Annotated in this window: 19 protein-coding genes; 5 read left to right on the forward strand and 14 right to left on the reverse strand. The window is 65.8% G+C overall.

Going from position 1 to position 20,439, the window contains the following annotated elements:
- Nucleotides 1-32 precede the first annotated feature (32 nt).
- The 10 genes from IPG14_RS13235 to extP form a co-directional block, all read right to left on the reverse strand.
- Nucleotides 33-746: an HAD family hydrolase gene (locus IPG14_RS13235; RefSeq protein ID WP_343386020.1), complete on the reverse strand. Its 714-nt coding sequence runs from the start codon at nucleotides 744-746 to the stop codon at nucleotides 33-35.
- Nucleotides 747-1,247: a GatB/YqeY domain-containing protein gene (locus tag IPG14_RS13240; protein WP_343386021.1), complete on the reverse strand. Its 501-nt coding sequence runs from the start codon at nucleotides 1,245-1,247 to the stop codon at nucleotides 747-749.
- A 77-nt stretch (nucleotides 1,248-1,324) separates the two neighbouring features.
- Nucleotides 1,325-1,540, reverse strand: a complete 216-nt coding sequence (gene rpsU, locus IPG14_RS13245) for a 30S ribosomal protein S21 (protein WP_343386022.1) — start codon at nucleotides 1,538-1,540, stop codon at nucleotides 1,325-1,327.
- A gap of 103 nt (nucleotides 1,541-1,643) precedes the next feature.
- The gene (locus tag IPG14_RS13250; RefSeq protein WP_343387495.1) at nucleotides 1,644-2,111 is read right to left on the reverse strand and encodes a DUF1992 domain-containing protein; all 468 of its coding nucleotides are present in this window, start codon (nucleotides 2,109-2,111) and stop codon (nucleotides 1,644-1,646) included.
- Nucleotides 2,112-2,193: 82 nt separating this feature from the next.
- On the reverse strand, nucleotides 2,194-2,988 hold the full coding sequence (locus tag IPG14_RS13255; protein WP_343392125.1) for a thioesterase family protein: 795 nt from the start codon (nucleotides 2,986-2,988) through the stop codon (nucleotides 2,194-2,196).
- Between the two features lie 77 nt (nucleotides 2,989-3,065).
- Complete coding sequence (locus tag IPG14_RS13260) at nucleotides 3,066-3,368, reverse strand: hypothetical protein (RefSeq protein ID WP_343387493.1); 303 nt, start codon at nucleotides 3,366-3,368, stop codon at nucleotides 3,066-3,068.
- Between the two features lie 131 nt (nucleotides 3,369-3,499).
- Nucleotides 3,500-5,341, reverse strand: coding sequence for a LysM peptidoglycan-binding domain-containing protein (locus tag IPG14_RS13265; protein ID WP_343386026.1), 1,842 nt, complete (start codon nucleotides 5,339-5,341; stop codon nucleotides 3,500-3,502).
- Between the two features lie 12 nt (nucleotides 5,342-5,353).
- Nucleotides 5,354-5,962: a Rieske 2Fe-2S domain-containing protein gene (locus IPG14_RS13270; RefSeq protein WP_343386027.1), complete on the reverse strand. Its 609-nt coding sequence runs from the start codon at nucleotides 5,960-5,962 to the stop codon at nucleotides 5,354-5,356.
- On the reverse strand, nucleotides 5,963-6,856 hold the full coding sequence (locus IPG14_RS13275) for a hypothetical protein (RefSeq protein ID WP_343386028.1): 894 nt from the start codon (nucleotides 6,854-6,856) through the stop codon (nucleotides 5,963-5,965).
- Nucleotides 6,857-6,907: 51 nt separating this feature from the next.
- On the reverse strand, nucleotides 6,908-7,660 hold the full coding sequence (gene extP, locus IPG14_RS13280) for a selenite/tellurite reduction operon b-type cytochrome ExtP (protein ID WP_343386029.1): 753 nt from the start codon (nucleotides 7,658-7,660) through the stop codon (nucleotides 6,908-6,910).
- A gap of 403 nt (nucleotides 7,661-8,063) precedes the next feature.
- Between extP and IPG14_RS13285 the strand changes: the two genes are divergently transcribed.
- Both IPG14_RS13285 and IPG14_RS13290 read left to right on the forward strand, forming a co-directional pair.
- Nucleotides 8,064-8,903: an alpha/beta hydrolase gene (locus IPG14_RS13285; protein ID WP_343392126.1), complete on the forward strand. Its 840-nt coding sequence runs from the start codon at nucleotides 8,064-8,066 to the stop codon at nucleotides 8,901-8,903.
- A 64-nt stretch (nucleotides 8,904-8,967) separates the two neighbouring features.
- Complete coding sequence (locus IPG14_RS13290) at nucleotides 8,968-9,570, forward strand: TetR/AcrR family transcriptional regulator (RefSeq protein ID WP_343392127.1); 603 nt, start codon at nucleotides 8,968-8,970, stop codon at nucleotides 9,568-9,570.
- Nucleotides 9,571-9,606: 36 nt separating this feature from the next.
- Here IPG14_RS13290 and IPG14_RS13295 read toward each other — a convergent pair whose 3' ends face one another.
- The gene (locus tag IPG14_RS13295) at nucleotides 9,607-10,353 is read right to left on the reverse strand and encodes a hypothetical protein (protein WP_343392128.1); all 747 of its coding nucleotides are present in this window, start codon (nucleotides 10,351-10,353) and stop codon (nucleotides 9,607-9,609) included.
- Between the two features lie 175 nt (nucleotides 10,354-10,528).
- Between IPG14_RS13295 and IPG14_RS13300 the strand changes: the two genes are divergently transcribed.
- A complete protein-coding gene (locus IPG14_RS13300) occupies nucleotides 10,529-11,578 on the forward strand; it encodes an LLM class F420-dependent oxidoreductase (protein ID WP_343392129.1) in 1,050 nt (349 codons plus the stop codon).
- Between the two features lie 163 nt (nucleotides 11,579-11,741).
- Here the strand turns inward: IPG14_RS13300 and IPG14_RS13305 are convergent, their stop codons facing one another.
- Nucleotides 11,742-13,571 carry a hypothetical protein gene (locus tag IPG14_RS13305; RefSeq protein WP_343392130.1) on the reverse strand — a complete coding sequence of 610 codons (1,830 nt, stop codon included), beginning with the start codon at nucleotides 13,569-13,571 and terminating at the stop codon, nucleotides 11,742-11,744.
- A gap of 94 nt (nucleotides 13,572-13,665) precedes the next feature.
- The gene (locus tag IPG14_RS13310; protein WP_343392131.1) at nucleotides 13,666-16,431 is read right to left on the reverse strand and encodes a glycoside hydrolase family 38 C-terminal domain-containing protein; all 2,766 of its coding nucleotides are present in this window, start codon (nucleotides 16,429-16,431) and stop codon (nucleotides 13,666-13,668) included.
- Between the two features lie 49 nt (nucleotides 16,432-16,480).
- Here IPG14_RS13310 and IPG14_RS13315 point away from each other — a divergent pair, with 49 nt between their 5' ends.
- Nucleotides 16,481-18,067, forward strand: coding sequence for a GMC family oxidoreductase (locus IPG14_RS13315; RefSeq protein WP_343392132.1), 1,587 nt, complete (start codon nucleotides 16,481-16,483; stop codon nucleotides 18,065-18,067).
- A 23-nt stretch (nucleotides 18,068-18,090) separates the two neighbouring features.
- On the opposite strand, the gene IPG14_RS13320 is transcribed toward IPG14_RS13315, so the two are convergent.
- Nucleotides 18,091-18,939: a phosphotransferase gene (locus tag IPG14_RS13320; protein WP_343392133.1), complete on the reverse strand. Its 849-nt coding sequence runs from the start codon at nucleotides 18,937-18,939 to the stop codon at nucleotides 18,091-18,093.
- A 29-nt stretch (nucleotides 18,940-18,968) separates the two neighbouring features.
- Here IPG14_RS13320 and IPG14_RS13325 point away from each other — a divergent pair, with 29 nt between their 5' ends.
- The gene (locus IPG14_RS13325) at nucleotides 18,969-20,120 is read left to right on the forward strand and encodes a glycosyltransferase family 1 protein (RefSeq protein WP_343392134.1); all 1,152 of its coding nucleotides are present in this window, start codon (nucleotides 18,969-18,971) and stop codon (nucleotides 20,118-20,120) included.
- Nucleotides 20,121-20,439 lie beyond the last annotated feature (319 nt).

Consider the following 20,439-nt stretch of genomic DNA (forward strand, 5'->3'; position numbering starts at 1 on the left):
GGCTCCCGCTCGCAATGGGCAACATCTTCCTCTTAGACGACGGTGCCTTCTCCGAGAAATTCGTTGAGGGCCGTCAGTCGTTCGATGACCAGGAATCCCGAACGGTCCCGCGCGCGGTCACTGCGTTCGAGCAGGACGGCCCGCATGCCGGCCGCCCGCGCACCAACGATGTCGGTTTCCACGGTATCGCCAACGAAGATGCTCTCCTGGGCGTCTATTCCCAGTTCGTCGAGTGCCTTGAGGTAGGGACTCGGATTCGGTTTCCCAAGGCCGACATCAGCTGAAGAAACGAATGCGTCCAGGTAACCCGCGAGCCCAAGTTCGTTCACCTTTGGCCCGAACAGCGATGCCGGGAAGATGGAGTTGGTAACCACACCGGTGCGATACCCGCGGTAGCGCAGCGAGGCAAGCAGGGCGCGGGCGTCATCGTAGACGGCGAGGCCCTGCATCGAATCACTGAAGAACACGCGCGCGCAGGCGTCGATGTCTCCCCCGCCAAGGGCGAGACCGAGCCATGTGAACGCCGCTCCGAGGAGCCTGCTGACGTGGGCAGCGGTTTCCGTCGAACCGGGACGGTACTCCGGAAGGACAGCCTGGAAGGCGCGCTCCAACGCGGCGCCGTCCACATCGACTTCGAGCCGCCGCCGGGCAAATGAAGCAACGGCGGCGATAGGCGCCGCGGCCGCTGCTGAGTCACGCCGGACGATCGTGCCATCCCAGTCGAAGAGCACCCCGCGGATGGCCACTCAGGCCCCCAGCAGCCTGCGTACGGTCTCATTGATGAGGCGGCCGTCGGCCCGCCCGGCGAACTGTTTCGTCAGCACAGGCATCACCTTCCCCATGTCTCGAGGGCCGACTGCACCCGTCTCCGAGATGACCTTTGCGGCCGCCGCTTCGAGCTCCTCGGCGCTCGCCTGCTGAGGGAGGAAGACCTCGAGGATCGCTGCTTCGGCGCGTTCCTTGTCCGCGAGGTCGGTCCGCTTTGCCTTTTCGAACTGGTCGATGCTGTCCCGGCGCTGTTTGAGCTGCTTCTGGATGAGCGAGAGCACGTCGTCGTCGCCGAGCGAAAGCGGCGGCAGCTTTGCCATTTCGGCAAGCTGCTCGTCCGTCGCTCCAGGCGGCGGCGTGCGGATCTCTGCATTACGGATAGCCGCGATGAGCATCCGCAGGGCGGACTTCCGCGTCTCTTCCTTCTTGCGCATGGCGTCCACGAGATCGGCCTGAATGCGTTCCTTGAGCGAGGTCATCAGTTGTGACTCCCGGAAATGGAGCGGGCCCGGCGGAAGTGCCGGGCCCACGAGGGTTCGAGTTCGAAGGGCCGGGATTAGCGCCTGCTGGCTGCGCGGGCTTCACTCCGGAGCTGCTTCTTGCGGAGCTTCCGCAGGCGGGCTGCTTCCTTCTTCTTGCGCTTGACGCTCGGCTTTTCATAGTGCTCGCGACGCCGCGCCTCGGCCAGGATTCCATCCTGTTGAACGCGCTTGTTGAAGCGCTTGAGAGCAGACTCGAAAGGTTCACCATCGCCGACGATGACTTCTGCCAAGAGGGGAGATCACCTCGCCTTCGTGCGCACGGAATTGCCCCGTTCGGGGCCGCAGGAAAGTTACCGTAACAGAGGAACCGCCAAAGCGAAAAGAGGAGGCTCCCTAATCCGGCCGGTGAGCTGCCCGTTCGCGGCCGATGAGCCGCTCGATGTGATGTTCAACCCAGATCCCCGGACGCTGCGTGCGCACGCCCGGCGCATCGTGGTTGAAACGGTCCTGCTTCTTGCGGATCTCCCGCGCTCTCTTCTCGTAGCTCACGCGCAGCCGGTCCACGGCCGACCCGATGCGCACCCATGCGTCCGCGCTATCCGCGCTTTCACAGTAGTCCTGGTGGTTCCGGTCGATGACCGCCAGGGCTTCGAGGTCTATCTCGATCTCCCTGCCCAGGTTGAGCCACTCGGGCAGGTAACCCCCGTCCCGTAGCAGCTTGAATCCGAGCCAGTTATCTCCCGCCGCCGATTCGGCTTCGTTGTTCCAGACGAAAGGCTTGCCCCTGCCCGGGAGGTTATCGAAGGCTCCGGCCGCCATCGCCTCCTGGATCTGGCCTTCAATTGCTTTCTCCAGGCTCACGAAACGAGTTTAGCGCGGCGAGGCGTGCCCGCGCGACGCTGCTGGAAGTGAGCGCCCTGGCGATAATGCGGGGCCCGGGGGATCAGGCCTTCCGCCGCTGCGCGATGGCACAGACGGTGCTGCTCCCGATCGCGCCCTCCTCGTCGTACATCGTGCATTCGCCCACCGCAATGCCATCGGCCGAGTGGTGCGATGCCACGTGGAAACCGACCCATTCGCCCCGCGGGTACCGATGGAGGTACAGCGTTATGTCTGCGTTGATGAACTCGAGGCCATTGCTGCCCCAGTTCGCGGCCGGGTTCGTCCAATCCGCCGCCGAAGCCGCGCGGACAAAAGGCGTCAGATCAACGCCTTCGACCAATTGCCGAGTTTCACGCAGCCAGGCCGCGCCCTGAACGACGTTCTGGGGATCACGGGAAGTCACAGCCCGGGTTTCCCACATCGGCTCCCAGTTCACGCTCGCGATGCCCGCGCCCATCCGTTGCTCAGGCAGCTCTCCCGGCTTCGGCGCCGTCCAATCCGGCGGGGCCCAGACGGTGCCCGTCGGGTTTTCGGCGCGCTTCAGGAGCACCGCCGTCCCCCGCGCGTAGGAAACGCCCTGCGACAAGTATTCAACCTCGACCACGCGGATCCGGTTCCCCTCGCGGACATAGCGGCTGGCGATCTCACATGGCGCGAGTGTCGGCAGCCGGTAGAGATCGATCGTGAGCCGCGCCACATGGAAGTCGTCGCCGCCGTAGCCGATCTCGACTTCGTGGCCAAAGAGCCCGGCAAGCACACGCGCGTGCAACGAATTCGGGTCCCACGGGCCGCGCGATATCCGGTTGACGACGTAGTGCCCGGGGCCATCGGCTCGGGTAAAGGCTTCTGCGGCCATGGGGCCTCCTCTGATGCCGGACGCGGAACCGGGGCCTGGCGGCCCCGGTAGTCAGCTGCAGACGCGAACCTTGCGGCTCAGTCGGCGGAAGGAAGGACCTTGGGCTGGAGAAGCTCCATCGCCCGGCCATCCACGTTCAGAGCGCATGGACCCGGCTTGACCACGAGGACTTCGATGCCGGTCTCTTCGTCCTTGTAGCGCTTCCCGAGCTGAACGGCGTCCATGCCGGCGGTATCGACTTTGACCGAGGCATCCTCGGCGCCGCGCATCTGCATAGCCGCATCACCGCACCGGAGCTCGCCTGCCCCACCCTTGGTGACGATGAACTCCGCGACGCCGCCCGGGACGACGTAACGCTTGCCTGTTTGTGCTGCTGCCATAGCAAACCTCTTTCAGTTTTCCGGCGCGGGGCCGGGGCCAAATGTACGCTGGATGCTACCGACGCCAGATTCGATGGTCAAACAAAGAGGGGCCCAAAGGCCCCTCTTTCCTGTCTCGAGAGGCAGTCTCTCTACTCGACGTAGAACGTTGCCCACATGTCAGGATGGTAGCTGCACTCGATGAGGAATTCGCCCGGGTCGTTGAAAGTGAGCGTCCGCTTGTCGCCCTCTTTCAGGTCCGCACCCTCGACCGTGCCGTTCAGCTTGATGTTGTGAAGACCGACGATTGACGAGAACACGACCTGCGTGCCCTTGGCAATCAAAGCGACACCCTTGTTCGGCGCCTGCGCCGTACCGTCTGCGGTCACCGTCCAGTCATTCGCGTGAGCTTCCACCTTCACCTCGGTCGAGGCTGTCGGCGGCTTGGTCACCTCGGCGACGTTCCCGAGCACCTTGTCGAACCCGCTGGCCGAGACCGCGTACTGGACGCACGCCGTGCCCGTGTTCTTCGCATCGCCCGGGGCACTGCCGTAGGCGGTTTCGGGGAGGTGAAGCGAGGTGCCGACGGCGAGGACGCTGTTCTCCTCCACTCCGTTCTTTTCGGCGAGGCTCGCCGCGGTCACGTTCACGAACGCCTGCGCGGCATCCGCGAGGGAGTCTCCCTGGACGACGTAGGCGGTGATGTCCGGCATCCGGAGGATGACTTCAGGAGAGAGCGCATCACCGGGGGTCTGGCCGTTTTTGCCGGCCAGGTCTGCCGAGGTGGTACCGTGGAGGGTAGCCACGAGCGCCCATGTGTCGCCGGGCTGGACGACGTAGTTGGCGTCCGCCGGCAGGGTGAGCTGGGCGCCGGGCGCAACAATAGCGTCTTCGGAGAGCGCGTTTGCGGCGGCCAGGTCGCCGAGCAGTACACCGTGCAGCTGGGCGATGGTGCCGAGTGTCTGGCCAGCCTGCACGATGGCGATCTGTTTCGGCAGCGCCAGGGTGCGCTCAGTCGGGATGTCGTCACTCGTCTCGAGGCCCGCGAGAATGCCCTTGTTCAGGTCGACAATCGAGGCAGTACTCAGGCCATGCGTCTCCGCAATCGAATCGACCGTGTCACCTGCCTGGACGGTGTAGGTCGACCCGGTCGGGAAGGCCAGCCTGGTCACGCCCGGGAAGAGCCCGGCAACATCGACCCCGCTGGCCGTCTTGAGCTGCATCGTGGCTGTCCCGCGCTTCTCACTGAACGCATACGAGATGCTGTTCAGCTCAGCCAGGATGCGGGCCCCGAAGAACTGGGACTCGGAGATCTTGGTGAAGGTTTCATTGTCCTTGTAGACGGTGTAGATGTAGCCGTCCTTGCCGTTGATCGCCGGGATCTTGACCTCGGTTCCCTTCTTGATGAAGCCATCCACGGGCAGCTGGTTGTAGTCAGCGAGGATCTTCGGGCCGATGCCGTGGGACTTCGCGAGGCCGACGAGCGTATCGCCGCCGATGAGGACGGCGACTTCGCCGTTCAGGTTGTGCGCGAACTCCTCGGCTTCGTCCCACCAGTCCGAAGTCGCATCGCCCTCGGGGGTGATCACGATCGGAGAGGTCAGGAAGTCAACGATGTGCTCGATCTGGATAGCGTTGAGCGAGCCGCCGTTGGCCGTCAGCCATGCAGGCATGAGCGTACCCGCGCGACCGCAGCTCAACGTGCGCCGAAGGAGAGTCCGGTTCGCAGCCAGCTTCAGCGGGTCCTGGTCCTGGAATTGTGTGGTCTCGTTGTTCAGCAGTTGCGGCCCGATGCTGCCGTCACCGCGGTTTCCATGGCAGGTCCGGCAGTTGTTCGCGAAAAGAAGAGCCCCGCGTTCGAGCGACTGGTCGCGCGTCCAGTCAGCCTGGTCCGGCGCCCGTACGGGGAGTTCGATAGCGGTGTAGGCCGCGCACCCTCCGACGAGGAGGAACATGAGGGCGACCATCAGGACGATTTGTTTCTGGGTGTTCAATCGACCCTCCGCCTACCCGTTGTACGAAACCGCGCGAAGCGGGTTGTCGGAGGCGCCACTGGTGATGACGCCGGTGTTCAGACTGATTGAGCCATCGCCGTTGACGGTGATAGCCATCGTGTCCATCGGTCGGGGCGCGGGGCCGAAAACGCGAATACCGGCCCGTGAGTAGGTCGAACCGTGGCACGGGCAACGGAACCACCCGACGACTCCGGGGAAGTTCACCGCGGCCCCGTTGAAACCCGGGTTCCACGGCACGCTGCATCCCAGGTGCGGGCACTTCCAGTAGAGCGCCATGATTCCCCCGGTCCCGCCAACCCCAAGGACATCGCCTTCCGGACCCGAGAGGTTCACCACCCAGGCCTTGGCCTCGGAGATCCTGACCGGTTCCGCGCCTGGCGCCGGGACGCGGCTGGCCGCAACGGTGACGACGCCGCCGAAGCCCACCGGCTTCAGGCGGTTAAAGAAGCCGAGGAACCCGGCCGTCATTGAACCGACGAAGAGGGAGAGGCCGGCGAAAGCACTGACCCGGAGGAAAGACCGCCGGGCGAGCTTTCGAGACTCGATCTGGCGGGCGCGTTCGATGCGCCCGCCGCGAGGTGCGGTAGGTTCTGCAGCCATTTAGTGACCCGCCTCCTGGCCAGGAATGCCTTCGCTCACCTTGAGTTCCCAGGGGAACACCAGCTCCTGGCCCTGGCCGCGGAACGCAGTCCCGCAGAGCGTGAGTACGCCATATGAAGCGACGAAGCCGCTGAAGAGCGCCAGGAGAGCGTCGCGGCGGTTGACCACCCAGCCCATCCGCCACAGCGTGTAGATCATCAGCGACGGAAGACCGACGAGCAGGGCGGTCGGGATGCCCTGTTCGACGAGCCAGCCCGGGAAGTCGAGGTGCTGGAACGTCGTCGGTCCGCCCGAGCCCGTGCCATCGAGCAACTTCAGGTTGAACGGCAGGTAGGTAATCTTGCTCGCCCACTCGGGCCAGGGGAGCTGGGACTGCATCGACCGGACGTTTTCGAGGAAGCGCATGGTGTCGCCACCGGAAAGCCCGAACCAGTCGTTGAGGAAGAATGCGACCTTGCCCGAGTCCCAGAGGATGAGAGCCCAGGTGCCGACGAAGCCGACGATGCCGCTTACGACGGTAAGCCGCACGGCTCCTTCGGTGCCGAACCAGGCTCCCTGGCCGTCCGTGTCGCGGTCGAAGTAGGGGAATGCACCGAGGATGATGAGCCAGACCGTCGGCACGATGATGCCGGCCATGGCGGCATTCATGTGGAGGAGGAGTTCCTGGAGGTTCAGGAGATACCAGGGCGCCTTGGAGGGGTTCGGCGTCACATCGGCGTTCGCCTGATCCAGCAGTGGAGCATTGATCACGACCGAAAGGATGAAGAGCGTGATCGTGAAAAGCAGCGCCGCGATGAATTCCACGAACACCAGATCCGGCCAGACGAGGACTTCCTCGTCTCGCGCGCGCGCCTGTGGGCGGGCGACGGGCCGGGCTACGACTGCGGTTGCCATGCGTTCCCCTCTTCTCTCGGAAATTGGGCCACGGGGCCCGGTACGCCCGCCCTAGAGCGGGCGGGCAAGGCCACCATCGCGGCGGATTCGCCAGAAATGGACAGCCATGAAGATTGCGGCCAGGAGCGGCAGGCCGATGACGTGGAGCGTGTAGAACCGAATCAACGAATCCGCGCCGACTTCGAACCCGCCAAGCAGCCAGAATCGCGTCTTCGGCCCGAGCACGGGCGCCGAACCGGCGATGTTGGTACCGACAGTGATCGCCCAGAACGCAAGCTGATCCCAGGGCAGCAGGTACCCCGTGAAGCTCAGGAGGAAGGTGAGCACGAGCAGGATGACGCCGACTACCCAGTTGAATTCACGCGGCGGCTTGTAAGCGCCCGTATAGAACACCCGCATCATGTGCATGAACACGAGGATGACCATTGCGTGGGCCATCCAGCGGTGCATGTTCCGCATCAGCTGCCCGAACTGCACCGTCGTCGTGATGTTCTGCATGTCCAGGTAGGCGCGTTCGACACTGGGCACGTAGTAGAACATCAGAAGGATGCCCGTCACCGTGAGGCCGAGGAACATGAAGAACGAGAGCCCGCCCAGGCAGTAGGTGTGCGTGATCTTCACGTGCGTGCGATGGATACGCGTCGGATGCAGGTGGAGGAAGACGTTCGTCGCCACGACCAGCATCTGGTTTCGAGGCGTGTTCGGGTAACCCGTGCGGAAGATGGACTTCCACACGTAGTTATGGAACATCTTGTCGTAGATCTTATCGGCGAGGGTTGGTTTGGCTGGTGCTTCGACGGCCATCTGCGATTACCTCTGCCACCAGGCGCCGAAGGCAACCATGATGGCGAGTGAAACGATGATGGTGATCCCGACGAAGACAAGCTCCAACGTCTCGGCGAAGTCGTGCGGCAGATTTGCGAATTCCATCCAGCCGGCCTCCCCATGACGCGGCCCGGGCGCAAAGCGGCCCGGGCTACTTTGTGAATCGTGTAGCAAAGCGAGTTATACCATCGGCCCTAGAGGCGATCAAACGAGGACAGCCCGCCTTACCGGGCCGCCGTAGAGCCCACAACACTCCCGAAAACCCCACGTCTGCGTACTGCCAGATACCCGCCGGACAACCCCGAAGCGGCCCCGTGCCTACCGGACCAGCTTCAACCCCGGCGATTCCCCGCCTGCGGGCAACCCCTTATACAATGGCTGCATGGCCGAGTTCAGCCGCGACGGCTTCACGATCTTCTATGAGCAGGCCGGTGATCTTGAATCGCCGGCCGTCGTCCTCCTGCACGGCTTCACGAGCGACAACCGGATGTGGCTCCCCATCGCCGGCGAACTCAGCCAGGACTATCACGTGATCGCGCCTGACCTGCGTGGCCACGGCGCTACCTCGGCACCGGACGACCTTGATTCGTACACGATCGAGCAGTACGCCGACGACCTGAAGGCCTTGCTAGACCACCTGGAAGTCGACATCTGCGCCCTCGCAGGCTGCAGCTTCGGTGGGATGGTTGCCCTCCAGTTCGCCGTAACCTGGCCCGAACGGATCGCCGGGCTTGTGCTGAGCGACACTTCAGCGGCGTTCGAGCACCCCGATTACGACGACAAATACCGGCAGCGAGAAGAACGCATCACCGCACAGACCGAGATCGTGGATCGCTTCGGCACTGCCGAACTGGGCAAGCGCGCGGCGAAGGACGTGGCCGATCCGTTCCTCGCCGAAGGCATCCGCAAGCGGTACTCCCGCCTATCCCGCGAAGGCTTCCTCGGCGCCGCCCGAGTACGGCAAGAGCGCCCGGGCCTCGTTTCCATCGTCGGTGAGCGGCTGACGATGCCTGTGCTCGTGTGCATCGGCGAAGACGACCCCGTCCGCAGCGCCTCCGAAGTCATGGCGCGCCAGCTACCCGCGGCTCGCCAGCTCATGTTCAAAGCGACCGGACACGGCATCCCTTCGCTCCGCCCTGAGGCATACGCCCGGGAAGTCCTGAATTTCTTCGATGACCTTGAAGGCGACACCCCGATCGCTGGGAAGCGCACCGTCGCTTAGGCTGAAGGCGGACGGTACCTTGCCCCGGCCCGTACCCTTTGAGTTTGTTTGAGGCCAAGCCGACATGGCGCGCACCAACATCACCGCCGTACGTCGGCGGGAGATCATCGACGCCACCGTGAGGGTGATGGCCTCCCGGGGCTGGAACGAAACCTCGATCGACGAAATTACTCGCGAAGCCGGCGTCAGCCGTGGCCTCGTTTCTTACCACTTCCGCGACAAGAACGAATTGCTTTGCGGCGTGCTGGAACGCAGCCGCGAACTCTTCACCGAATCGGTTGCCGAAGCGACGGCGGCCAGTGCCGACCCACGGGAGCGCATGCGCCTATCGACCAGGGCGGCGATCCTCCAGGCGCGCGACGAGCCGGTCGCCTACGAGGTGTTCCTCTATTTCTCGGCAAACGGGAGGAGTGAGCCCGAAATCGGCGACCAGGTCCGCGAGATGTGGGGCTATTTCCGCAACGTGACCGCGCGGGCGATCCGCGAAGGGCAGGCCCGAGGCTACTATCGCTGTGACATCGACGCGGCAGCCGCGGCCACTCGCCACCAGGGCACGATCATGGGCATCGCGCTCCAGTGGCTGCTGGATCCGGGCGCGTTCGACCTGGAAGCGAGCGGGGACCTTGCTGTCGAGATGCTGATGAGGTCGCTCGAACCTTGCGCCTGAGCCTCGTCGCGGGATCGCCGCCGTCGGCTCAAGCTGCTACCGCCCTGGCTTGAGCGCCCTCGCCAACTCGTCTCGGTGCGCGGCGCGGCCAGCCAGGGCCTCGGTCTTCGCATCGTGCTCGGCAGTGCGCCTTCGGAGTTGTTCCTCCGCGGCCATCCGCCGGTCACCGGCCTCTCGCCACTCCTTGGCCGCTTTCACCACGAGTTCCTGCGAGGGGAGGAGGGCGAGCTCGGTTTCGAGGCGTGCAAGCTCCGACTCCCTTGATTGCTTCAGCATGGCCACAGAGCGAGCGAATTCGGCCGCGCCAAGGACAACGGCGGAATCCATCTCCTTGATCGCCTCCTCCTTCGCCTTGAGGGCCGCCCGGCGCCGCGCGATGACGTCCTTCAGCGTGCCAAGGAGGTCGCGTTCAGCCTGCTCCCGGCCGGACTCCGGGGAAACCGCCACAGCTTCCAGGCGGACGCGGAGGGCCTCCTCGGCGAGCGCGAGTTCGTCGGTGGCCTTCACATGTCGCGCGTCTTTCTCGTCGGCCGCACGCGTCGCCGAATGCAGGAGGGAGTCGGCGACTTCTCGCTTCCGGTTCACCAGCCAGTCTTCCTGGCGGACGAAGGTCACCTGGATCTTCGTCTTCGGCGGGGCGCCGATCATCGGCTCGTCCTCGTCCTCGGACGCCTGAAGCGTCCAGCCGCGCTTCGTCGCGGCATCAAGGTCCCATCGAAACTGCTTCTCGTTGGCGTAAGTCCCGACGAAGGTGGTCTTCGACGGGTCGTCGTACCAGGCCATGCAACCATCCCCCCGCGATTCCGGCGCCCATGGCAGTCTACGCCTCGTCAATGGTACCGCCGAAACATGCTGCTCCCGCAGGACGACCCGGGAGGAGAGCCCGAACGGGTTGTTGCGACGGGAACGGTGGCGTGGCAACGTTGGCGTCCGCGAACAGCAGGACAGGGGGCATCGAATGAAACTCGGGATTGGCGTTGGATATTCAGGCGCAGACATGCGCTTGCCGATCGAGAAGGTCCTCCGCGCCGAAGAACTCGGCTACGACTCGGTTTGGACCGCCGAGGCATACGGGTCGGATGCGATCACGCCCCTCGCCTACATCGCGGCGCTCACGAAGCGCATCCGCCTCGGCACGGGAATCATGCAGCTCGCCGGACGCGCCCCCGCAATGTGCGCGATGCAAGTCGCGACGGTGGACGCCCTTGCCGGCGGCGGCCGGATGATCGCGGGCCTCGGCGTTTCCGGCCCCCAGATCGTCGAAGGCTGGTATGGCCAGCCCTGGGGCCGCCCGTATTACCGCCTCAAGGACTACGTCCAGATCATGAAGAAAGTCTTTGCGCGCGATGAGCCGGTCACGCACAACGGCAAGGAGTTCCAACTCCCTTACCACGGCCCCGGATCGATGGGAATCGGGAAGCCGCTCAAGTCCATCCTCCACATGAACCCAAACATCCCGGTGTGGCTCGGCAGCGGAACCGAGACGAACGTCCGGATGGCCGCCGAAGTGGCCGATGGCATCCTCCCGCTCGGATTCGTGCCGCAGACCGCCCCTATGTACCGGAAGTGGGTGGAAGAAGGCTTCGCGCGGGCCGGCAACGGCAAGGGATGGAAGGACTTCGAGATGCAGTCCAGCGTGACCGTCATCATCACCGACGACCTGCGCGAGGCTTTTCGCCAGATGAAGCCGCGGATCGCCCTCTACGTCGGCGGCATGGGCCACCAGGACAAGAACTTCCACAACGACATGATGGTCCGGCGCGGTTACGGCGATGCGGCGAAGACCATCCAGGAGATGTATCTCGCCCACCGCAAGGGCGAGGCGATGGAGGCCGTGCCGGACGAGTTCTGCGACGACGGCGCCCTCGTCGGGCCGCCCGCTCGCATTCGCGAACGCTTCAAAGCCTGGCAGGACAGCGGCCTCACCGGCATCACCGTTGCCGGCGACGACCGGGCGATCGAGCTGATGGCCGAAATCACCGGTGCGGCCAGGGGGAACCGGGGGTAGGGTGGGCGGCTGGTGGCGGGCTCGATCCATCCCGGAGGGAGTGCTCTGAAGCCGAGGCGCTCGCCTATGCGGAGCGGATCTCGGTCGACAACCGCTCACACATGCAGGAGCGCCAGGCGTTCGTCTACCGGGACTAGCCTTCCGGTGGTCCCGTCGCCCACGCTCACCCGGCCGATCCTGTCGGCCACCTGATCAGCAAGAGGTCCAGAAGGGCCAGCGTTGCAAGCAAAATCACCGTGCTCCCTCCGAACCAGAGCCACCGCGCCCTGGCCGTGGCACGCGTGGCGGTGAATAGCCAGAGCCAGCGAAACAGCCGCGCGTATTCGAGGGCGATCAACGCCACGAAGGCGATGACAGCGGCGCCGATGATGCGGTCCCGGTAGGCCTCGACCTTGAACGAGGCGAGCTTCTTCGCGGCCACGTTCTCGAGTTGGTGTCCGCCGGGGGCCCAGGGGTCCAGCCCGAGCACCGAGCCCGTCCCGAGCGCCCACTGTCCAACGTCGTCCGCCCAGGTCACCACAACGGCCGCAAAAACCGCCATGCTCGCCACCAGTGCCGCCATGTTCCGGGCCACCTTCACGCGCCGCGCCTGCATGCCACCGTGCACAGCGGCATGCAGCGCAGCTTCGATGGCCGCCAGGTTTTTCGGCCGCACGGCCGTGTCCTCGGGGATCAGCGGGCTGCCTGAAAGCGCTGCATCCGTGATGACATGGACGATGCGCGACATCGCCTCCGGGTGGTTGCCCCAGTAGCCGCCATGGTCGGCCCACGGGCTGTCGCTGTTCACCGTGCGGACGCTGACGAAGGGTGGCCGGGCACCTGGCGGAGACGAGTCCTCGACGGCGCCGGGAGGGCCCATCTCCGGGTCCCGCCCCAGCAATTCTTCGAGCATCCCCACCGGCGCGGGCCCCTGCGGAACCGGGTCGTAGCGGGAATAGATGTTCAGCCAGTTCACACCATCGAGGCCGCGTTCCCAAAGCGCACGGTCGGCCGCGGAGTCGTTCAAGCGGACGTTCCACGCCAGGTTCAGCCCACTCCCGGCAGTCACCAGGTTCACTCGCGCCGGCCGGGTGTAGGGCTTGGTCAGCGTCTCCGCCCGGAAGCGCCGGAAGTCGCTGCTGTTGAGCGCCGCCATCGAGACGACACAGCCGCCCGAGTGGGCGACGACCGTCACGGTCTCGAACCCGGTGAACTCGGCATCATCCTTCCGGCGTGTTCGCAGGCCACCGAGCGAGAGCATATTCCAGAGCCCTGCGTTCACCTCGTTCGCAGAGGCCGCCAGTGCGACCTGCCTTGTCGTCATCGCCTCCTGGTCTCCGAGGGTGAAGACGATGGCATGCATCGTCGCTTTTACCAGCCAGTTCGCGAGTGCCGGAAGTACGTAGCTCAAGGGCAGGACGAGGACCAGGTAGACGAGTCCGATCGCGAGCAGGCCAACCACCCCGGCCAACAAAAACAGGACCGTCAGGACCGCCCAAACGCATCCGTCCACCAGCGACTTGAGCCGGCCCGCGCCCGGCTGAAGCCAGATTCCCTGACCGGATTCGGGCCGCAACTGGTGCGTCGCGCGGTCGACCGGGCGGCCCGCACGCTCGGTCGGCCACTTCGCCAATCGGCCAGGAGCGAACGTCGCGAGCAGGCCGCGCGCGAGCTGTTGGACACAGGCGGCCCAGAACAAAGCGAGCCCTGCCAGGATCGCCCAGAGATAGACGCGCCCGGGCTGGCTCGGCTCGAACGTGCGCGTCCACCACGCCTCACGGATGTGCCACTCTTCGTCCGGGCGGGTTCCGTCCGGATTGGTGATATGGATCGTCGCCCAGCTCGTGTCTGTGCGGTCGCTGCGGTTCCGGGCGGTCAGCTCGACAGCGCCTTCGAGGCCAGGTACGTGCCGCAAGTAGGCGGCAAGCTGCTCCACAAACCCGCTGACGGGTGTGCCCTTCCTGTGCTCGCCGACTCCGTGGACGACGACAATACCGCGGTAGATCCTTGCCATGGCGGCCTCCCGGCAATGGATGTCCGGGAGCGTCACCCCGCCGGGCCCCCGTTGTCAAGATAACAACCGTGTGCAATGAGCGGCCGAAATCCGGTCAGCTGCGACCGAAGCGGACGCTGGCGATCTCCCAGGGACGGAGCGGGAATCGCCACGGACCGGCGGGCGTGAGCGTTTCGACATGTTCCTCCATCAGGTCGCAGAGGCCCGCACCGGGGCCTGCCCAGGGAACCGAGACGCTCGTTTCAGCCGGTTCGCCCGTGGCGTTGTAGACACGGATGACCGGTGCTCCGTCGACGTCGCTGCGCGTCATCGCCGTCGGTACGACGCCGGGCGTGATGGTCGCGAGCGGCACATCGAGGCCGAGCGAACCGTCGTGTTCGTTCGTCGCCCAGGCGAGCGGCGGGTAGGCGAAGCTGTGCGCCATCGCCTGGATGTTGGCCGAGCGCCAATCGCCGCGGTAGGTGGTCAGCGAGAACTCGAAGGTGTGGGTGCCCTGCATCTGGCTGTCTTCCGTCGAGATCGTCGGCCCTGCGCCGCCACGGCGGGAGACGAGGTCCGGGCGGGAGAGCCAGCCGACGCAGCGGAGGAGCGTGAGCGCGTAAGCCTGGCGGCCCTTCTTGTCGCGGACGACTTCGCCTTCCTGGAGGCCCTTGTTGAAGACGGCGACTCCGACGTCTTCGCCTTCGAATGCCGCGAACGTCTTCTGCGGGAAGGTGGTCGGCGGCTGTTCGGGGCTGGTGCCGTTCCACGGCGGCGGCGTGAGTGAGCGTTCGGCCACGTGGAACTGGTTTTCGGTGATGGCCGTTTCGGTGGCAAAGGGCAGGGGGAAGAGGACGCGCAGGCGGTGGTCTCGGGCGTTGTTTTCGATGGTGAGTTTGAAGTCGATGCGGGGGACGCCCTTGTACAGGGTGACTTCCATGATCGCGCCGACGACCGTGTCGCGCTTCTCGCGGCGGGCCGTGCGCTTCTTGTTCAGTCCGCCGGGAACTTCGAGGGCCGCGGCAAGCACAAGCGCCTGGTGGGTCTTGCCGTAGTCCGCGCTCACGACGGTCCATCCGCCGACGAGACCGTCCGGGAGGATGTCGGCGTTGTACTCGTCGCCGCGGTCCCCTTCCGAGACGAGAGCGGCGGCGTTCACGATTTCGACGTCGTGGTGCCAGTCGCGGATGAAGAGCTTGCCGCCCTTCTTGAGGGTGATTTCGTAGAACTCGTTCTGAAGGTCGGGAACCTGGTCCGCCGGCTGATTGGGGTCGTCCCCTTCGCCGCTGTCATGAGGGATGAGGACCTGGGCGCCCACGCAGTCGGTCGGCGGGAGCACCGCGACGATCTCGGCACGTCCGGACTTGCGGACCATGATTTCCGCAGTGTCCGCAAGGTCGTTGGCCGCAATCTGGCGCACTTCGTGGCGGACAACTTCCTCGTCTACGACGGTGAGGTCGGGGCCGACGGTCGTGGTGACCTTCAGGTGGCGGCCGTCGAGCTCCCACTCCATCGCCTCGATGTTGTGGTTGTCGTAGCGCTGCTCGCGCAGGAAGTCGAGGTGACGCATGGCCTGCCAGGGCGAGAGGTCCTTCTGGTGGACGAGGACCTCGCCCCGTTCCTCCCGCTCGACCGCAAACGGCACTCGCTGGCCGTCAGGCATCTCCAGCTCGGCGTTCCCCGTCCAGTCTTGCGGGACGTTCGCTCGCAGCACCGCCGTGGTGTTCGCAACGGGCCGGAACACCGCGAGCCCCCCGGGCGCGGGCACTGAGGTCCGCCCCGCGATGTGCCACATCGATTCCTTCGCGACCTGCCGGGCGAGCTGCTCGGCGCGGTCGTAGCGGGGGAACATCTCCTTGTGAGTCTGGTCGACGCTGCAGCCGCAGATGGAGTCGTGCGGCGAATTCTCCAGCAGCGTCCGCCAGGCGTGACGGAGGGCGGGGGTGCCGTCCGGGCCGTGGTGGAGGTAGTTCAGGAGCTCGAGCGGCTCGGCGTACTTCTCCAGCCAGCCCGAGACTTCGAAGTCGCGCTGCTTGATATTCATGCGCGCGGAAAGCACGCCAACGAGGACGTTCGAGCGGTCGGGTGAGCGCATCTCGCCGTGGTGGACGACTTCGTCGATGCCGGCGACGAACACAGCCGCTTCGTATTCGCCGAGCGTCGCGAGCTTGAAGTCGTAGCCCCGATCCTTCGCGGCGGCAAGGGCGGCGGGGACGTGCGGCTCCATGCGCGAATGGTCAGTGCCATTCATGAAGACGGCGGGGAGTCCCTCGGCGAGGTCCCGTTCCTGGCGGTGGACACGTTCGAGCAGGTCTTCCGGCTCCTTCGGAAGGCGCCAGCCGCTGCTGTAGCTGTTGCGCAGGTAGAGCACTGGCAGTCGCGTGCCGTCGGGGGCTTCCCACCAGAAACTCCAGCCGGGGATAGCGTCGGAAACGCCGCGCCACAGGCAGGCACTCGTGAGCCCGAGCTGCTTCATGAGCTGGGGCATCTGGGCGATGTGCCCGAACTGGTCGGCGCAGTGCCCGACGCGGAGCGAGCCGCCGAGGCGTTCCGCGAAGCGGATGCCCTTCTGAAAGCTGCGGATATGGGATTCGCCGCTGGGCAGGAACTCGTCGGGCTGCACCCACCAGGGCCCAATGACGATGCGGCCAGACTCGATCAGCGCCCGCAGGCGGCCTTCATTTTCCGGCCGAAGGTCCAGGTAGTCATCGATGACGATGGACTGGCCATCGAGGTTGAAGCAGCGGTACTCGGGATGCTGCTCCATGTGGTCCAGCAGCTCATCGATCATCTGCACGAGCCGCCAGCGGAAGAGCTCGTGCGGCTGGTACCACTCGCGGTCCCAGTGGCAGTGCGGTACGACGTAGACGGTTCGGGACACGCGGGCGCTCCATGTGTGACGTGAGCCGTGAGTTTATCCTGAGCCGGCAATGAAGCGAGATGCCAGCACCGTAGCCAGCGGAACCACACTCAAGTTCGATGTGTGCCTCGTCGGCGCCGGGCCCGCAGGCCTCGCTATCGCCGAGGTGCTCGCCGCCGATGGCTGGAAGGTCGGGCTGCTGGAAGCCGGAGGCGAGAAGCCGGAACCTGAGGTCCAGAAGTCGGCCGAGGCGGTTCGCCGCGGCCTGCCCTACTTCCGCCTGGACCGGGCGCGCACGCGGGCTATCGGCGGCTCTTCCTGGATGTGGCTGGACGAGGGCGCTCGTTGGCCGCTGGATGGCGGCCTCCGCAGCCGTCCCCTCGACCGGATCGACTTCGAGGAGCGTCCACACGTCCCCTTCAGCGGATGGCCCATCACCTACGAAGATCTCGAACCCTGGTTCAGGAAGGCCGAGGAGCGGATGGGCCTTGATTCGCTCGCCTACGGGGGCGCAGCGGACGGCGAACTGCCTTTCGATCGGTCAGTGGTCGAAACGTGCGTCTCGCAGTTTGCGGAACGCGACGTGTTTCGGCGCGACACGGCGGCGCTGCTTGCCCGCGAGAACGTCGATGTCCTTCTCCATGCGGCAGTGATCGGCGTCGAGTTGAATGCCGAGGGAACTGCCGCGACGCGCCTCCGGGTGGCGTCAGCATCGGGCTGGTTCCAGGTGGAGGCACGGCAGTTCGTGCTCGCCGGCGGGGGCATCGAAAACGCCCGGATCCTGCTCGCCTCCGAAGCTGGGCGTCCCGGCGGACCGGCGAATCCCTTTGACCAGCTTGGCCGCTACTTCATGGAGCACGTTCATGTGGACTCGGGCTTCTTCGTCCCGGCCCCGGGCGCCCGGGTCGAAGACCTACTCGCCCTGTACCGCCGGCACATGGCCGGGGAACACAAGCAGATTCGCACACTTCGCCTGACCGGCGAGGCGCAACAGCGCGAGGGCCTGCTCAACACCGTCACTGAATTCCTTCCCCGCAGGAAGCTGTTCACCTCGGCCGGGGTACGTTCGTTCGCCGAGCTGGCCTGGGGAATCGACGCGCGTTCGGCGCCCGAACACGTCGTCCGCCACTTCCTCAACATCGCGGCCCAACCGCATCGCGTCGCCGCCGCCGCATGGCTGAAGAAGCGCCGCGTCCACGAGGAGCAGCCTTCCGGGGCGACGCTGGTGATGACAGCCGAACAGGCTCCGAACCCCGCCAGCCGGATCACCCTCGGTCGCCGAGTCGACCGTTTCGGTGTGCCCGTGGCCCGGCTGGAGTGGCGGCTCACCCCGCTGGACGAACTCAGCATCCGGCGGACCCAGGACATCCTGGACGCCGAGTTCCGGGCGGCGGGCCTCGGTCAGATCAAACTGAAATGGGGAGAGACTCATCCGAATCCACGCATCCACGGGTGCTGGCACCACATCGGCACAACCCGGATGTCCAGCGACCCGCGGACCGGAGTCGTCGATGGCGATTGCTTCTTGCATGGGTTGTCCAACCTCTCGTTCGCGGGGAGTTCGGTGATGCCGACGGCGGGGGCGGTAACGGTGACACTCTCGATCACTGCGCTCGCCCTGCGCCTGGCGGGTGAAGTCGGGAGAAGGCTGGGATGAGCGACGGCTGAGCCTCTCCAGGCTCAGGGGATCGCCCTCGCTGCTGCCCTGCGGATGCGACGCTTTAGCCACCACAGTGCCGGGCGGCCGGCGACCAGGGCGGTCACGCGGTCGCGGGGCCACTGGCTCTCACGCAGGTCGTTCATGTGTCGATCAGCGACCTCAAGCACCTGCGCCGGATCCGCTCCGGCCTCGCGGCAGCCGCACGCCGCAACATCGACCGCAAGAGAGAGCATGCGAAGCGCTCCGCGGGGTCCACGGACCACGTAGGTAACCACGTTCGAAGCGATAGCGTGCACCCAGAGGCCGAGGTCAGTCACCATCGGCGGCTCCCGTTCGACCCGGCCATGCTGGTCCGGGAAGCCGGGGTCGAGAAGGCTGACGCCATTCCTCCGGACGGTGACGTTCTCGGGGTGGAAGTCGCCAAACGCACAGCCCAGCGCGGTGTGGTAGGCCTGCAGGGCGGCCACGATATCGGCTGCGAGGCCCGCGCGGGCCGACCGCCTGCGGAGGTAGACCGCCGGGCTGAGCCCGGGGATGTACTCCACAAGGCAGGCCGCGTCTGATGCGAATGCGCCGACGATGGCGGGAACGACCCCCGCGGGCGCGAGGGTGGCGGCTCGGCGCAGTGCCTCGATGTCATCGCGGAGCGAATGCCCGGTTCGGGCGACCTTGAGGACCAGGCGAGGAGTGCCAGGCTCGAGCGCGAGCAAGTAGGCATCGGCGGTGTTGCCGAACCAGTGGCGGAGGACGCGAAACGGGCGCCCTCCGAGTGCATCGCGAATCGCCCCCGCGAGGGACTCCGGCAACTCCAGGAGGATGGTCTCTCCCGGGATATCCACATGCCTGGGGCGCGCCATCGCTTTCGACATGGCGATAGAATGCCCGCGGAAAGACATCTGTGACACCGCGCCCCACGATCATGATGGTCGGCCCGCGACCCGCGGGCGGATGGATGAGCATCAAGAACTACACGGAAGCGACCGCCGCGACGGCAGGTACGTTCGCGGACGTCGAAACACGGGTGGCTTCGTGGTGGGCGCCGCGGCCAATCGAGACGTACCTGGACCGGCGACGCGGCCGGCAGCGCCTGCAGCTCGACGACGCGGACGACTTCGACATCGTTCACTTCGCGGACCTCGGCCTCGGCCACCTCGTGAACCAGGTCCGTGGCGCGCGGACCGTGGTTACCTGTCATGACCTGATGCCGTTCTTTGTTGACGGGTTCTACGCCGGAAGGCGAGATCGGCTGTTCGGGCGGGCCCTACTGCGCGCCCCGATGCGAGGCTCACTGAAAGGGGATCGGTTGTTGACAGTCTCGGAGTGTTCGGCCCGGGATATCTGCCGGCTGCTCGAAGTGGGGCGAGAACGGATCTCAGTCGTCGGGGTGCCGATTTCTCACACCTACGCACCGCGTCTGAACGCGGAAGCCGCTCTCCGGGCGGAGGGGATCGAACTGCCGTCCGGACCGAAGGTGATGAGCATCGGCGATTGCGCGCGATACAAGAACCTGGAGTTGCTGGTCCGTGCGATGGCGACCCCGGCCCTCTCCGGAGCGCACCTGGTCCGCGTCGGCGCGCGGCTCTCTTCGGGACTGGTGCGACTGGCCGAGACGCTGGGCGTGGCCGGGCGGGTCGTTGAGCTCGGTCCCGTCAGTCGGGAGGCCGTGGTCTGTCTCTATTCGGCCTGCGACGTGGTTGCACAACCGAGCAGCTACGAGGGTTTCGGGATGCCGGTCGCGGAAGCGATGGCCTGCGGGACGCCTGTTGTCTGCAGCGACCGCGGAGCTCTTCCGGAAGTGGCAGGGGGCGCTGCCATGGTCATCCCGCTCGACCCAGCGGCGCCGGGCAAGAACCCGGAGGTCGCGCGCGCCTTCGGCCATGCCCTGGAGCGTGCGATCGACGACGAGCTGTTCGCTGCAGAACTCCGGGAGAAGGGGCTTCGCCGGGCGGTGGCGTTCCGCCCTGAAACGCTCGCACCGCTGCTCGAGGCCGCGTACGCACTGGCGATGGGGAGGGCGGGCACCCCGGCGTTCGAGTCAGCCGCCGGCTGAGCGGGCTGGGCCCCGCACCAGCGCATCCAAGCCGGGTTGGCCGGCGCCGACCATCGCCGTATGGGTGGTCTCGCACGTATACTTCACGGACTGACCGCGAAGTCGGCTTCCTGGAGGTTCGAATGAAGAAGTTTCTGGGCGTTTTCGCCTTGATGGGAGCGTTCATCGGCGCGGTGATGTTCTGGCGAAAGCAACAGGACGACGACGAATTCCTCGACGAGGAACTCGAGTAGTCTCGCGTGCTCGCAAGGCCACACGCCGCACCGGTGTTAATTGCTAAGACCATCTAGCCATATCTCGCCCGTTGGGATCGGCGGCG

The sequence above is a fragment of the Candidatus Amarobacter glycogenicus genome (assembly GCF_016704105.1).
GTDB lineage: Bacteria > Chloroflexota > Dehalococcoidia > Tepidiformales > Tepidiformaceae > Amarobacter > Amarobacter glycogenicus.

Excerpts from the sequence above, each read along its gene's own strand:
- IPG14_RS13240 (WP_343386021.1), bottom strand. The coding sequence starts at position 1,247 with ATGACCTCGCTCAAGGAACGCATTCAGGCCGATCTCGTGGACGCCATG.
- IPG14_RS13255 (WP_343392125.1), bottom strand. The coding sequence starts at position 2,988 with ATGGCCGCAGAAGCCTTTACCCGAGCCGATGGCCCCGGGCACTACGTC.
- IPG14_RS13260 (WP_343387493.1), bottom strand. The coding sequence starts at position 3,368 with ATGGCAGCAGCACAAACAGGCAAGCGTTACGTCGTCCCGGGCGGCGTC.
- IPG14_RS13270 (WP_343386027.1), bottom strand. The coding sequence starts at position 5,962 with ATGGCTGCAGAACCTACCGCACCTCGCGGCGGGCGCATCGAACGCGCC.
- IPG14_RS13275 (WP_343386028.1), bottom strand. The coding sequence starts at position 6,856 with ATGGCAACCGCAGTCGTAGCCCGGCCCGTCGCCCGCCCACAGGCGCGC.
- extP (WP_343386029.1), bottom strand. The coding sequence starts at position 7,660 with ATGGCCGTCGAAGCACCAGCCAAACCAACCCTCGCCGATAAGATCTAC.
- IPG14_RS13285 (WP_343392126.1), top strand. The coding sequence starts at position 8,064 with ATGGCCGAGTTCAGCCGCGACGGCTTCACGATCTTCTATGAGCAGGCC.
- IPG14_RS13290 (WP_343392127.1), top strand. The coding sequence starts at position 8,968 with ATGGCGCGCACCAACATCACCGCCGTACGTCGGCGGGAGATCATCGAC.
- IPG14_RS13295 (WP_343392128.1), bottom strand. The coding sequence starts at position 10,353 with ATGGCCTGGTACGACGACCCGTCGAAGACCACCTTCGTCGGGACTTAC.
- IPG14_RS13300 (WP_343392129.1), top strand. The coding sequence starts at position 10,529 with ATGAAACTCGGGATTGGCGTTGGATATTCAGGCGCAGACATGCGCTTG.
- IPG14_RS13305 (WP_343392130.1), bottom strand. The coding sequence starts at position 13,571 with ATGGCAAGGATCTACCGCGGTATTGTCGTCGTCCACGGAGTCGGCGAG.
- IPG14_RS13315 (WP_343392132.1), top strand. The coding sequence starts at position 16,481 with ATGAAGCGAGATGCCAGCACCGTAGCCAGCGGAACCACACTCAAGTTC.
- IPG14_RS13320 (WP_343392133.1), bottom strand. The coding sequence starts at position 18,939 with ATGTCGAAAGCGATGGCGCGCCCCAGGCATGTGGATATCCCGGGAGAG.